The organism is Kitasatospora sp. NPDC001261, assembly GCF_042896795.1.
Taxonomy (GTDB): domain Bacteria; phylum Actinomycetota; class Actinomycetes; order Streptomycetales; family Streptomycetaceae; genus Kitasatospora.
The window spans coordinates 15,892-29,368 of the sequence record NZ_JBIAXP010000049.1 but is presented as its reverse complement, the minus strand read 5'-3'; the positions used below and the strand labels follow the sequence as shown (position 1 = coordinate 29,368).

Annotated in this window: 11 protein-coding genes; 7 read left to right on the top strand and 4 right to left on the bottom strand. The window is 73.7% G+C overall.

Features of this window, described 5'->3' with window-relative positions; translation table 11 throughout:
• The first annotated feature begins 2 nt into the window (after positions 1-2).
• The gene (locus ACFY4B_RS41205; protein ID WP_074006407.1) at positions 3-947 is read left to right on the top strand and encodes a bifunctional riboflavin kinase/FAD synthetase; all 945 of its coding nucleotides are present in this window, start codon (positions 3-5) and stop codon (positions 945-947) included.
• Between the two features lie 90 nt (positions 948-1,037).
• On the opposite strand, the gene ACFY4B_RS41200 is transcribed toward ACFY4B_RS41205, so the two are convergent.
• The 3 genes from ACFY4B_RS41200 to eccE all read right to left on the bottom strand — a co-directional run bounded on the left by ACFY4B_RS41200 (position 1,038) and on the right by eccE (position 5,532).
• On the bottom strand, positions 1,038-3,197 hold the full coding sequence (locus ACFY4B_RS41200) for a MinD/ParA family protein (protein WP_387976658.1): 2,160 nt from the start codon (positions 3,195-3,197) through the stop codon (positions 1,038-1,040).
• A gap of 134 nt (positions 3,198-3,331) precedes the next feature.
• Complete coding sequence (locus ACFY4B_RS41195; RefSeq protein ID WP_049657368.1) at positions 3,332-4,099, bottom strand: hypothetical protein; 768 nt, start codon at positions 4,097-4,099, stop codon at positions 3,332-3,334.
• On the bottom strand, positions 4,099-5,532 hold the full coding sequence (gene eccE, locus ACFY4B_RS41190; RefSeq protein ID WP_375877577.1) for a type VII secretion protein EccE: 1,434 nt from the start codon (positions 5,530-5,532) through the stop codon (positions 4,099-4,101). The genes ACFY4B_RS41195 and eccE overlap by 1 nt, the downstream gene beginning before the upstream one ends.
• 186 nt (positions 5,533-5,718) lie before the next feature.
• On the opposite strand from eccE, the gene ACFY4B_RS41185 reads away from it, so the two are divergent.
• The 6 genes from ACFY4B_RS41185 (at position 5,719) to ACFY4B_RS41160 (ending at position 11,635) form a co-directional block, all read left to right on the top strand.
• Positions 5,719-7,401: a type VII secretion protein EccB gene (locus tag ACFY4B_RS41185; RefSeq protein WP_387976654.1), complete on the top strand. Its 1,683-nt coding sequence runs from the start codon at positions 5,719-5,721 to the stop codon at positions 7,399-7,401.
• A gap of 186 nt (positions 7,402-7,587) precedes the next feature.
• Entirely contained in the window at positions 7,588-7,893 is a 306-nt protein-coding gene (locus tag ACFY4B_RS41180) for a WXG100 family type VII secretion target (protein WP_063780319.1), read from the top strand.
• 120 nt (positions 7,894-8,013) lie between these two features.
• Complete coding sequence (locus ACFY4B_RS41175; protein WP_049657362.1) at positions 8,014-8,304, top strand: WXG100 family type VII secretion target; 291 nt, start codon at positions 8,014-8,016, stop codon at positions 8,302-8,304.
• Positions 8,305-8,402: 98 nt separating this feature from the next.
• Entirely contained in the window at positions 8,403-9,638 is a 1,236-nt protein-coding gene (mycP, locus tag ACFY4B_RS41170) for a type VII secretion-associated serine protease mycosin (protein ID WP_387976651.1), read from the top strand.
• A 143-nt stretch (positions 9,639-9,781) separates the two neighbouring features.
• Positions 9,782-10,321, top strand: a complete 540-nt coding sequence (locus ACFY4B_RS41165; RefSeq protein ID WP_049657360.1) for a SigE family RNA polymerase sigma factor — start codon at positions 9,782-9,784, stop codon at positions 10,319-10,321.
• 66 nt (positions 10,322-10,387) lie between these two features.
• On the top strand, positions 10,388-11,635 hold the full coding sequence (locus tag ACFY4B_RS41160; protein ID WP_387976647.1) for a hypothetical protein: 1,248 nt from the start codon (positions 10,388-10,390) through the stop codon (positions 11,633-11,635).
• 69 nt (positions 11,636-11,704) lie between these two features.
• Here the strand turns inward: ACFY4B_RS41160 and ACFY4B_RS41155 are convergent, their stop codons facing one another.
• Entirely contained in the window at positions 11,705-13,108 is a 1,404-nt protein-coding gene (locus tag ACFY4B_RS41155; RefSeq protein WP_049651684.1) for an APC family permease, read from the bottom strand.
• Positions 13,109-13,477 lie beyond the last annotated feature (369 nt).

Here is a 13,477-nt window from a genome sequence, read left to right as displayed (position 1 = left end):
AGGTGCAGCGCTGGCGTGGCCTGGAGGAGATCCCCGGGGACTGGGGACGCAGCGTCGTCACCATCGGCTCGTTCGACGGGGTGCACCGAGGACATCAGCTGATCATCGGGCGGGCGGTCGAGCGGGCCCGCGAACTGGGCGTCCCGGCGGTCGTGGTGACCTTCGACCCGCACCCGCGCGAGGTCATCCGCCCGGGCAGCCACCCGCCGCTGCTCGCGCCGCACCCGCGCCGTGCCGAGCTGATCGCGGAGCTGGGCGTGGACGCGGTGCTGGTGCTGCCGTTCACCACCGAGTTCTCCCAGGAGTCCCCGGAGACCTTCGTCCGGCAGGTACTGGTGGACGCGCTGCACGCGCGGGTCGTCATCGAGGGCCCCAACTTCCGCTTCGGGCACCGGGCGGCCGGGAACGTCGAGCTGCTCGGCGAACTGGGCCGGGCGGACGACTTCGAGGTCGAGGTGGTCGACCTCCAGGTGTGCGGCACGGCCGGGGACGGCGAGCCGTTCTCCTCCAGCCTGACCCGCCGGCTGGTGGAGACCGGGGACATGGCCGGCGCCAACGAGGTGCTGGGCCGTCCGCACCGGGTGGAGGGCGTGGTGGTGCGCGGCGCGCAGCGCGGCCGCGACCTGGGCTACCCGACCGCCAATGTCGACACCGTGCCGCACAGCGCGATCCCGGCGGACGGCGTGTACGCGGGCTGGCTGACCGCCGACGGCGAGCGGATGCCGGCGGCGATCTCGGTCGGCACCAACCCGACCTTCGACGGCACCACCCGCACCGTGGAGGCCTACGCCATCGACCGGGTCGGCCTGGACCTGTACGGGCTGCACGTGGCCGTGGACTTCCTGGCCTACCTGCGCGGGATGGAGAAGTTCGACTCCATCGACGCGCTGCTGGACCGGATGGCGGACGACGTCAAGCGGGCCCGCGAGCTGACCGACGGCATCTGAGCGACAGCGTCCGAGCGACGGCGTCCGAGGCGTCGCAGAACGACGGAAGGGGCCCACCGACCTGGTGTCGGTGGGCCCCTTCCGTCGCTGTCACTGCTGGGGCGGGGGCGGCGGGTAGCCGTAGCCCGGCCCCGGCTGCTGCGGCCAGGGCGCCCCGGGGGCGGGCTGCTGCGGGTAGCCGTACCCGGGCGGGGGCGGCGGGGCCTGGCCGGGCTGCGGGGCCCACGGCGCCCCGGGGGCGGGCTGGCCGGCCTGCTGCGGGTACGGCTGGGCCTGCTGCTGCGGGTCGGCGTACGGCTGGGGGCCGCCCGGCTGCGGGTAGCCGGCCTGGGCCTGCTGCTGCCAGCCGGCCTGCTGGGCGGCGGCGGCCTGGTGGGCCCGGATGATGTCCTCGCCGACCAGGGTGGCCAGCTCGAAGTAGGCCTCCCGGACCTTGGGCCGCATCATGTCGAGGTTGACCTCGGCGCCGGCCGCCAGGCTCTCGTCGAACGGCACCACGATCACGCCGCGGCAGCGGGTCTGGAAGTGCGCGACGATGTCCTCGACCTTGATCATCTTGCTGGTCTCGCGCACCCCGGAGACCACCGTGATGCTGCGCTGGACCAGGTCCGCGTAGCCGTGCGCGGAGAGCCAGTCCAGGGTGGTCGAGGCGCTGGAGGCGCCGTCCACGCTGGGGGTGGAGACGATGATCAGCTGGTCGGCCAGGTCCAGCACCCCGCGCATCGCGCTGTACAGCAGGCCGGTGCCGGAGTCGGTCAGGATGATCGGGTACTGGCGGCCCAGCACGTCGATCACCTGGCGGTAGTCCGAGTCGTTGAAGGTGGTCGAGACCGCCGGGTCGACGTCGTTCGCCAGGATCTCCAGGCCCGAGTTCAGGTCCTGCGAGGTGAACTGACGGATGTCCATGTAGCTGCGCAGGTGCGGGATGGCCGTCACCAGGTCGCGGATGGTCGCGCCGGTCTGGCGCTTCACCCGGCGGCCCAGGGTGCCGGCGTCCGGGTTGGCGTCGATCGCGATCACCTTGTCCTGGCGCTCGCTGGCCAGGGTCGCGCCGAGCGCGGTGGTGGTCGTGGTCTTGCCGACGCCGCCCTTGAGGCTGATCACGGCGATCCGGTAGCAGCTCAGCACCGGGGTGCGGATGATCTCCAGCTTGCGGGCCTTCTCGGCCGCCGCGGCCTTGCCGCCGAACTGGAAGCGCGGCTGCTGGCGCTGCTGCTTGGGCTGGCTGCGCAGCAGCCGGTCCGAGGACAGCTCGACGGCGGCGGTGTAGCCCAGCGGCGCGCCGTGCGCGGTCTGCTGCGGGGCGGCGGCCTGCTGGAACGCGCTGGGCTGCGGGGCCTGCGGCTGCTGCTGCCACGGCTGGCCGGGCAGCGGCTGCCCCGGCAGCGGCGGGCCGGGCTGGGCCTGCGGGCCGGGCTGGGGCGGGACCGGCTGCTGGTACGCGGCGGGCTGCGGCCAGCCGCCCTGGCGCGGGTCCACCGGGCCGGGCTGGGGCACCGGGCCGGGGGGCTGCGGGGCGGCGGCGTGCTGGGGCGGCAGCGGCAGCGGCTGCTGCGGCTGCTGGACTTGCTGAGCCTGCTGGGCCGCCCACGCGGCCTGCGGGTCCCAGGAAGCCGATGGGTCCTGGGGGTGCTGCGGCGGGGCCTGCTGGACCGGCGGCTGCGCGAAGTTCTGCGGCTGCGCGGGCGCGACGGGCGCGGGAGCAGGGGCGGGCGCCGGGTACGGCTGCGGCGCGGGCTGCTGCGCCGCGGCCTCCGGCGTCGGCCAGGCCGGGGCACCGGCCTGCGGCTGCTCGGCGACCGGCGGAGCCGGGGCGGCCGCCGGGAACGGGACGTGCTGCGCCTCGGCCTGCACCGGCGGGACCGGCGCGGCGGGCGTGGGCGTGGGCGTGGCAGCGGGCGTCGGGGCCGGGACGGCGGCCGGCGCGGCCTCCGCCGCCGGGGCGGCGGCCTGGCCGGGCACCGGAGCCTGGGCCTGCCGCTGCTCCGGAGCGGCCTGCTGCGCCGGGGCCTGCTGGGCTTGCGCCAGAGCAGCGGCGGCGGGCACCGGGGCGTCGGCCGAGGCCGGAGCCCCGGCAGCCGGAGCCCCCGCGGCCGGAGCCGAAGCGGCCGGAGCCCCAGCGGCCGGAGCCGAAGCGGGCTCCGTCTGCACGTACCAGGACGGGGGAGTGTAGTCAGGCGCGTCCGACCAGTCGTCGTCGTCCTCCGCCGCGTTGTCGCCGACGTAGACGCCGTCCCGATCGCTGCTCACTTTTCTGGCTCCCTCGTGTTCGCCGCCGCTTGTTCAGCGGTGCCGTTGCCGCATCAAAGACTAGGCCGTACGGCAACCCCCGTTGAAGGCGGCTTCGGTTCCCCGACGGCCCGCCCGGTGCGGCGAGCCGCTGCTCAGTCCATCCGGCGCGGCCCGCCGAGCACCTGTTGTTCGGCCTGCCCGGCCACGGCCCGTACGTACTGGCGCCGCATCCGGGTCGCCCACAGGGTGAGGTCGTCGCCGAGGGTGGGCAGGGCGGCCACGTCCTCCGGGGGCAGCGAGAGCACCCGGCCGGTCAGTTCCGCCTCCTGCGGCGAGATCCGCTGCACGCCGACCAGGTCGGCCGCGTTCAGCACCCGGGAGGCGTTCGGGCCCAGGTAGGGCAGCAGGGTCAGGGTGGTCTGCCAGGGCGCGGCGGAGAGCCGGCTGCGCGGCGGGCGGGCGCCGAGGTCGCGCACCACCAGGACCGGCGAGGCCACCGAGGCGCCCTGCGGGCCGAGCCGGCCGACCTGGTGGACCGTCACGCAGGGCTGGCCGCCGCCGGCGGCCTGGGCCAACGGGCCCCACAGCTGTCCGCGGGCGGTCTCCACCGCGACCCGGGCGCCGATCGCGGCCGCCCGCAGCGCGATGACCTGCGCGGTCCACATGCCGCCGACGAGCACCAGGTCGTACGAGGTGGGGCGGAACAGGCCGAGCACGGCGGGCAGTCCCTGCGGGTCGACGCCGATGACCACGCCGTCGTCGCCGACCGGAAAGGCCAGCGCCGCGAGGTCGGCCGCCTCCAGGACGTGCTTCTCCCGGCGCGGGCCGCGCAGTCCGAAGCCGGGCAGGATCCGCGGCCTGGTCCGGCGCTGCTCGGCCCCGGGCTGCGGGCCGACGGTGGGGTAGGTCTGGTACGCCATCAGGAAGCCCCTCCGAGCGGCAGGGTGGCGAGCATGCCGGGGGCCTGCTCCAGGTCGAGCCGGACGAGGCCGAGCCCGGTGCTCTGGGCCCGGGTCTCCACCTGGCGGCCGACCTGGCCGACCTCGCTCTCGTTGCGCCCGGTCACCCGCAGGTGCCCGCTGACCGTCACCGAGCCGCCGGTGCCGTGCCCGGCGGTCAGGCTGAAGGTGCTGGCGAGGGCCGGCGAGCCGGTGATCAGGTTGACCAGGTCCGGCGCGGCGATCCGGCCGGGGGCGCCGCCGGGGCGGCTGAGCTGCGGCCAGCGGGAGATCCAGTACGTGGTGTGCCAGCGGTCGTCGATCCGCCAGAACCGGTTGCCCTCCTGGGTGCGGCGGGTGGTGCCGCCGCCGCTGCCGGTGCCCTGGCGGCCGGCCACCGCGATCGGGTTGGCGCAGGTGGCGATGGCCAGCGCGGCGATCAGCTCGCGCTCGTCCAGCACGGTCGCGTTGAAGCCCGCGCTGTTGAGCCGGCCGGCCAGCTGGTCGGTGACCCGCTGCAGCGCCTTGCGGGCGCCCTCCTCGCCGCCGCCGCGGGCCCGGACGGCGGTCGCCGCGCGCTCCGGGTCGAGCTTGAGCGCGACCCAGGTCAGCCGCAGTCCGGGGGTGGAGGTGCCGTCCGGCAGCTCGCGGTAGGCGCGGGCGGCCAGCGACTGCTCGGGCAGGTGCTGGGCGGGGGCGGGCTGGGTGTGCTGGACCAGCTGCACCGACTCCAGGGTGATGTCGTCCACCGTGAGCGCCGAGCAGACCACGTCCAGCGGCAGCGGCAGCGCGGTGCGCACCGGGCGCAGCGGCTGGTCCTTGGCCTGGACGAGCAGGACCGAGGTGAGGAAGGTCCCGTCGCCGACCATGCCGGTCTCCCGGCGGACCGGGCGGCCGCCGAACTCGGCCTCGGTGGCGTGGGTGCAGGTGCGCAGCCCCGGTTCGAGCTCCAGCGCGGGCGCCAGCGCCGGGTCGGTGCCGGCCGGCGGCAGCAGCGTCCGGGCCTGCCTGCGGCGGGACTTGAGGGCGGCGCGGACCCGCAGCAGGTCCGGGACGGTGCGGCCGCGCACCGGGAGGAGGGCGAGCACGAGCAGCACCAGCGCGACGGCGCCGAAGCCGGCCGCGACCGTCCGGCTGATCGTCCAGCCGACGGCGACCAGGGCCGCCGCGACCTCGACCAGGACGAGCTGCTGGAGCTTCAACCGCCCGCCGAGCAGCCCCGGTCGGGGGTTGATCCGGACCTGGACGGCGCCGCCGCCCCCGGTGCCGGTCGACTGCGGCCGGTCGGGCCCCGTCCCCGGTCCTGTCCCCGTCCCGGTCTCGGCCGTCGGCGTGCTGTGCTGCGCCCGGCCGGCCCGGCGCGCCCTCCCGCCGCCCGCACTGCGGCGGCGTCCTGGAGCGGTCTGGCTTGGCATCCCCCGGTGGCCCTCTCTGATCCGTTCTCGCGGCCCGGCTGGCTGTGTCGCGGACCGTACCCGTACCGTACTCACCGTCTGCTGCCGCATCGTAGAGGGTTCGCGCCGGTTCGTGCCCGGCGGGTGACCACGGGGCAGGTCGGTCTGACAACGCCCGACAACGTCTGACTAGGGGGACGACGAGGTATGGCATCGCGCCGGGACGAGCTGAACGCGTACACCTTCGCCCGCAAGCGCACGGTGGGCGCCTTCCTGCTGCCCGCCGGCGGCGGCAGCGACGAGGACGCGCCGCGTCCGGTGAAGGCGGTGCTGCCGAGTGTGCTGGCCGGGGCGGTGGTGGTGGCCGGCTTCGGGCTCTGGGGGGTCTTCAAGCCGAGTGCGCCGGTGAAGTGGGACGACGGCAAGAACATCATCCAGGGCAAGCAGTCGACGACCCGGTACGTGGTGCTCACCGACCAGGACAACAAGACCAAGCGGCTGCACCAGGTCCTCAACATGTCCTCGGCGCGGCTGGTGCTGCCCGCGGGCGCCAAGGTCGTGGTGGTGGACGACGGGGTGCTCGACCGCTACCCCAACCACGGGCCGACGATCGGCATCCCGTACGCGCCGGACAAGCTGCCGACCACGGACAACGCGAACAAGCCGATGAAGTGGGCGGTGTGCGACCGCCCGGGTTCGGATGACAAGCAGGAGACCGTCAACCAGGCGGTGTTCGTGGCGGCCGGGGCGGACGCGGCGGCGCTGGCGGCCAAGGACCGGATGCTCGGCCCGGACCAGCTGATGCTGGTGCAGCAGGCCGACGAGCAGCAGATCTCGGCCGCGCCGGCGGCGGGTCAGCCGGCCGCCTCGGGTGCGGCGGTGTTCCTGGTCGACGCGCAGGGCCGCAAGCACGAGATCGGCACCCCGCAGTCGGACGACAAGGAGCGCAAGGCGCTGATCACCGCGGTGTTCGGGCCCAACGCGGTGCCGCAGCGGGTCAAGCGGGACTGGCTGGACACCCTGGTGACCGCCACCCCGATCACCTTCCCGCAGGTCGAGGGCGTGGCCGACAGTCAGGGCGCCAACTCCAAGGTGGAGCTGGGCAACCAGGCCGACCGCCGGGTCGGCCGGCTGGTGCACTACCAGGACCGCCACTACGTGGTCGGCAAGGAGCAGCTGTTCCTGGTCACCCCGTTCCAGGCGGAGCTGATCCGGCAGAACCCGGCGTACCAGATGCTCTACAAGTACGACCAGGACAAGAAGCCGCGCAGCGACGAGATGATCCCGGCCGACAACGCCCAGTGGGGCGGCGACGTCGCGCTGAAGGGCACCGCGCCGGACTGGCCGCTGAAGACCGGTGCGCCGGTGAACAACTGGCAGGACCGCCAGGACGCCCGGATGGTCGTGTGCAGCACCTACGACGGTGTCGCCGCGGACGGGGCCACCGCCAAGCGCAGCGTCTGGGCCGGGACGACGTACCCCGCGCCGTACAACAACGGCGCCGGGGCCGCCTACGTGACCCCCGGTCACGGGCTGTTCTACCGCTCGCTGGACCACGCGGCGGCCGGCTCCGGGACCGACTTCCTGATCACCGAGACCGGGTTGCGCTACTCCGTCCCGTCCAACGGTGACGGCGGCCAGCGTCCCACGGCCTCGCCGCAGCCGGGCCAGAGCGCCCCGCCGAAGCAGCCGACGCCGCAGCCGACGGCCACGCCGGCCCCCGGGGCGCCGTCCCAGGAGCCCGGCCAGCAGGAGGAACCGGGCGGCAACCAGGCCCGGTTGGGCTACCAGGGGGTCCAGCCGCTGCCGGTGCCGAAGGAGTGGTCGAACCTGGTTCCGGCCGGTCCGCCGCTGACCGCGAAGAGCGCCGCCCAGCCGCAGAACGCCTGACCGGCCAAGCGCGGCAACCGAATTGGCCGCAGTGTCATGGTCTGGTAACTACTCTGTGCTCGGTGTTGGGCGAGCTGCGTGTGCCGACTACAGTGCTGCTGGACATCACACGGGTGATGGCACGGTGGGGGCCCCTCGCGGGCCCTCCGTGCACGCAAAATGTTGTCTCATGGGGGACGGTGGAGCATGGCTCAGGGTCAGTTCACGATGACGGCGCAGGAGATGCTGGCGTTCGCCAAGCAGATCGAAGAGGCCATCGGCAAGATCGAGGCCGAGCGGACCAAGCTGATCAGCACGGTCTCCGGCATCACCGGCGGCTGGCAGGGCCAGGCCGCGAGCGCCTACACGACCCTGCAGAACCGGGTCAACGAGGACATCGCGAAGCTGAAGGAGTCGCTGACCGCGATCAAGCACGCGATCGAGCTGACCACCAAGCACTACGCGAGCACCGAAGAGGAGCAGAAGGCGATGTTCTCCTCGGCCCAGGGCTGATCACCGCTTCCGCGTTGATCGTCGCACCCGCGCCGACCGCCGTTCTGTCCCGATCCACCGCTCCGCGGAGCGCCCGCCACTGACCGCGTGGCGCTCCGCACCCTCGTCTAGGGAGACAACGTGTCCGACCACATTCTCGTCAACTTCGAGACCGTTCACCACGCGTCCGAGGAGGTCAAGGCCTCGGCGAGCCGCATCGACCACCTGCTGAACGACCTCAAGGGCAACGTCACCCGCATCGCCTCCAGCTGGCAGGGTGCGGCCCAGGAGGGCTACCAGGCCCACCAGGCCCAGTGGGACGCCCGCGCCGCCGACCTGCAGAAGACCTGCACGCAGATCGCGACCTCGCTGGACCAGGCCGCGCAGAGCTACCGGACGACCGAGGACGCCAACGCCAAGCTCTGGGGCTGACGTTCGGGTTCCGTAGGGAACAGCAGGGGGCGGGTACCCGGATTCCGGGCACCCGCCCCCGACGCGCGACACGGGTGGACGACATGAGGGGTGGCAGGGTGTCCCGACACGGGTACCGGAAGGCGGCCGCGGCGCTCGCCGCGCTCGCGGTGCTGGGCGGCCCGCTCGCCGCCCCGGCGTACGCCGAGGGCGGGCCCGGACTGGCCGCGGCCGGCGACTGCCCCAAGCCGGCGCCCGACGTGCCGACCGTGCCGTGGTCGCTGCAGCGCCTGCTGCTGGACGAGCTGTGGCAGGGCGGGAAGACCACCGGCGCGGGCGTGACGGTCGCGGTCATCGACACCGGGGTGGACGTCAACAACCCGCAGCTGAGCGGAAAGGTCGACGAGGGCCCCAACCTGCTGGTCAACCGGGAGACCAAGGAGGCGATCCCGGGCAAGTCCATCGAGGACCCGGTCGGCCACGGCACCAAGGTGGCCGGGATCATCGCGGCCGGTCCCAGGAAGACCACCGGTTTCGTCGGACTGGCCCCCGACGCCAGGATCTTCTCGATCCGGCAGAACGACAGCGACGGCAACGGCGACGTCTCCACCCTGGTCACGGCGATCAGGAAGGCGGCCGACCAGCCCGGCGTCAAGGTCGTCAACATCTCCCAGGACGTGCGCGGCGCGGGCGACGCCCGCTTCGGCGGGTACCAGGAGCTGAAGGCCGCCGTCGACTACGCCGAGGCGAAGAACATCGTGGTGGTCGCCTCCACCGGGAACGACGGCAAGGAGGGCGACACCTACCCGGGCGCCTTCCCGACCGTGCTGGCCGTCGGCGCCTCCGACCGCAACAACGAGCGCGCGCCGTTCTCCCAGTACGGCGGCTTCGTGAAGGTCGCCGCGCCCGGTGTCGACATGCTGTCCACCGTGCCCGGGAGCGGCCAGTGCGTGGACAACGGCACCAGCTTCGCCGCCCCGTACGTCTCCGGGCTCGCCGCGCTGCTGTGGAGCGCCCACCCGAACTGGAAGGCGGCCCAGGTGCGGGCCTGGATCGAGCAGACCGCGCAGCGCACCCAGCGCGAGCCGGACAACTTCACCGGCTGGGGCGTGGTGGACCCGGTCAGGGCCGTCACCAAGGCCCCCGACGACGCGCCCTTCGCGCCCACCCCGGACGCCCCGGTGCAGCTCGCCGCCGCGCCGATCGTGCCGCGCCCGGTGGGTCTCGGCGAGACCCAGGCCGACCGGGACGGCCGCACCGCGACGTACGTCCTCGGCGTCGGCGCGCTGCTGGTCGCCCTGCTGATCGGCGGCGGCACGGTGCTGCGCGACCACCGGCGCAAGTCCGCCGACTGACGCCCGACTCACGCCCGACCCCCGCCCGCTCGGGGCCCGACCGGGCCGGCGCGTCGAAGAACCGCCGGAACCCCTGTAACACCGCAGCCCGCCCGCCGCATCGATGAAGTGTCAGGGACGGCGGACCGCGGGGGGCAGGGCGCATGGGGTGGATCGGGGCGGGCCGGGAGGCCAAGGACGCGGAGTTCCTGGAACTCGTCTCCGGCCGGACCGGCCACCTGTACCGCTCGGCCTGCCTGCTCACCAGCGGCGACACCCACTACGCCGAGGACCTCGTGCAGGAGGCCCTCAGCCGGATGTACGTGCTGTGGCGGCGCAGCGCCTTCACCGGCCGCGGTCGGATCGACAACCCGGCGGCCTACACCCACACCGTGATGGTGCGCACCTTCCTCGCCCAGCAGCGCCGCCGTTCCAGCGGCGAGCGCCCCAGCGACGCCCTGCCGGAGCCGGAGGGGCAGGACGCCGACCGCACGCTGCGGCTGACCCTCCTCGACGCGCTCGGCCGGATGCCGCCCAAGGACCGCGTGGTCCTGGTGCTGCGCTACTGGGAGGACCGCAGCGTCGAGGAGACCGCCGAGGCCATGCGGGTCTCCTCCGGGGCCGTCCGTACCCGCACCACCCGGGCCCTGGCCCGGCTGCGCGCCCTGCTCGGCGACTCGCTGGCCGAGCTCGCCGCCCGCTGAGGCCAGCCGCCGGACCGCCCGGCACTTCCCACCACCACCCGCGACGCAAGGAGACGGTGAACACCCATGTCCGAACCGGACAAGTTCGAGGACGATCTTCTCTACGCCCTCACCCGTACGGGCGAAGGCTTCCGCCCCGGCCGGGCCGACCTGGCCGCGGGCGGCTACCGGCGCGGCCGCGGCCGCTGGCGCCGCCGCTCGACCGCCGCCGTGGTGGGCGGGGCGGCGGCGCTGGCCCTGGTGGGCACCGGCGCGGTGTACCTGGGCTTCCCGGGGGCGAGGGACGCGGGCACGGTGCGCGCGGCCTCCGCCCCGGCGGCCACCGCCGGCGGCGACGGCGCCACCGCCTCGGCCACCCCGACCTCGGTGAAGTCCTCCGCCCCGGTGGTGATCACCGGGGACGAGGTGGTCGCCACCTTCCAGGCCCTGCTGCCCAAGGGCCAGGTGTCCGACGCGAAGGGGCACGGAACCGACGAGAACAAGGGGATGTACGCGGACGCCAACCTGGTGCTCGACGACGGCCAGGGCCGGTCGCTGATGGGCCTCAGCATCCAGAAGCACCGCCCCAAGGACGTCCAGCCGCAGACCTGCCCGACGGACCTCAAGCTCGCCTCGCTGGACTCCTGCGCCGTCACCGTGCTGCCGGACGGGTCGAAGCTCATGCTCACCCAGGGCTACGAGTACCCGGACCACCGGGCCACCACCAAGGAGTGGCGCGCCTCGGTGGCCCGTCCGGACGGCGGGCTGATCGGCCTCAGCGAGTGGAACTCGCCCCAGGAGAAGGACGCGCCGGACAGCCGGCCCAACCCGCCGCTCACGCCGGACCAGCTGAAGGCCGTCGTCACGGACCCGTCCTGGAACCGGGTCGTCGCGGCCCTCAGGTTCGACGGCGTCGACACCGAGGCGATCGACCCGGGCCTGTCGCTGCAGGACCGCGAGTCCGTCCTGACCGGGCTGCTGCCCGCCGGGGTGACGGTGACCGACCGCAGGAGCCGGGACCTGCGGGCGGACTTCGAGCTGGCCGGGGGCGGGCGGACCGGGACCCTGACGCTGACGGTCGAGAACTGGGCGAAGGCCCCCGACGACCGGCCGGGGCCGGAGGCGTACCAGGGCGCGGAGACCCTGCCGGACGGGACGAGGCTCCTGGCGCGCGGCGCGGCGGCCAAGGTCCCGAAGGGGGTGCAGGTCGTGGACGCGATGCGGCCGGACGGCGTGGAGGTCCTGGTCACGCTGGTGTCGAAGGGCGATCCGCTGCTGACCGAGGCGGAGCTGCGGGCGGTCGCCGCCAGCCCGCAGTGGACGCCGAAGAAGTAGCGCGGGAGACGGCGGTGCCCCGGGCCTGGGGGAGGCCCGGGGCACCGCCGTGTGGGGGAGGGGTGGGGGTCAGTCCTGCTGGTCCTCGGGGAGGCTGATCACCCAGCGGGTGTCCTGCCGGGGGCGCAGGTAGAACAGCCAGTAGAGGGTGGCGGCGGCGGTGATGCCGCCGGTCCACAGCAGGGGCTCGGTGTCCAGCTTGGTCATCACGTAGACCAGGACGGCGATCAGCACGACCGGGACGGCCGGCCACAGCGGCATCCGCCAGGCGGAGGCGTGCTTGTGGTGGCCGCGGCGGGAGAGCAGCGCGGCGATCGCGACCAGCAGGTACATCCCGGTGACGGCGACGCCGGTGATGTTGCTCAGCAGCTCGCCCTTGACGAAGCAGAGCGCGGCGCCGGGCAGGCCGACCGCCAGGGTGGCGATCCACGGCGAGCCGAACCGGCCGAGGGTGCCGAAGGCCTTGTTGACCGGCTCCGGCCAGGCCTTGTCGCGGGCGGAGGCGAACAGCACCCGGGAGTTCTGGATGACCATGACGATGCCGGCGTTGATGATGGCCAGCGCGACGCAGAGGCTGATGAAGGTGCCGACCGCGGAGTTGCTCCAGGCGGTGACCATGCCGGAGATGTCGCCGGAGGCCAGGGTCTGCAGGTCGGGGGCGCCCACGGTGATCGCGACGACCGGGACCAGGATGATCGCGGAGGAGATGCCGAGCGTCCACAGCACGGTGCGCGAGACGTTGCGGCGCGGGTTCTCCAGCTCCTCGGACAGGTAGACGGCGGTGGAGAAGCCCTGGGTGATGAACAGGGCGATGCCGAGCGCGCCGACGATGGCGCCGACGCTCACCGTGGTGGTGGCGCCGCCGTCCCCGGTGACCACGCCGTGCAGCAGGCTGGGGGCGTCGCTGTTGGTGTGGGCGAAGCCGAGCACCGAGACCACGCCGGCCGCGATGACCTCCAGGACCAGGAAGACGCCGGTGATCCAGGCGTTGGCGCGCAGGTCGAGCAGGCCGGCCAGGGTGGCGGCCAGCATCACGGCGGCGCCGGTCATGGCCTTGTCGAGGTGCAGGACGGGCGCGAGGTAGTCGGCGGTGCCGAGGGCGATGACCGAGGGGACGATCATCACCACGATCAGGGAGAGCACGAAGACCAGCCAGCCCATCAGCCGCCCGGCCAGGGTGCCGACCATCGCGTACTCGCCGCCGGCGCTGGGGATCAGGGTGCCGAGTTCGGAGTAGCAGAACGCGACCGCGACGCAGAGCACGGTGCCGATCGCGATGGCCAGCGCGGTGGCGCTGCCGATGCTGGAGAACAGCTCCGGCACGATCACGAAGAGCGTCGAGGCGGGGGTGACGCAGGACAGCGTGAGCAGGGTGCCGCCCACGACGCCGATCGAGCGCTTGAGCTGCTGGGGCGCTGCCGCCTCGGCCGCGGGGGCGGCTACGGTCTGTGGCGGGCGAAGCGTGTCGGTCATGTGGCTTCCGATCGGCTCTGTGCGGTGCTGGGGTGGGAGCGGTATCGCCTCCGCTGGCTGGTTGCTCGGTGTCCGGTTCCAGGCGCTCCCTGGCCGCCATGGAACCTTGGGCGTATTGATCGCGTCAACGCCGGAACTGCTTCGGAATCCGTTGCGGTGAACGGCATAGACATACGATCCGATGATCACGTTCGGTCATTGCCAGCTTTGTCCGACTTGTTACTTTGGCCACATGGCAATTGAATCGAAGGTGAACAAAGAGGGCAGACCGCGATTCCAAGGTCGTACTTCGAGTGAGCGGTGATACGCCCAGGTGCCCCTGAGACGCCAGGCAACTCCCCGGCGGGGTACGGGAACCGCAGCCCCCGC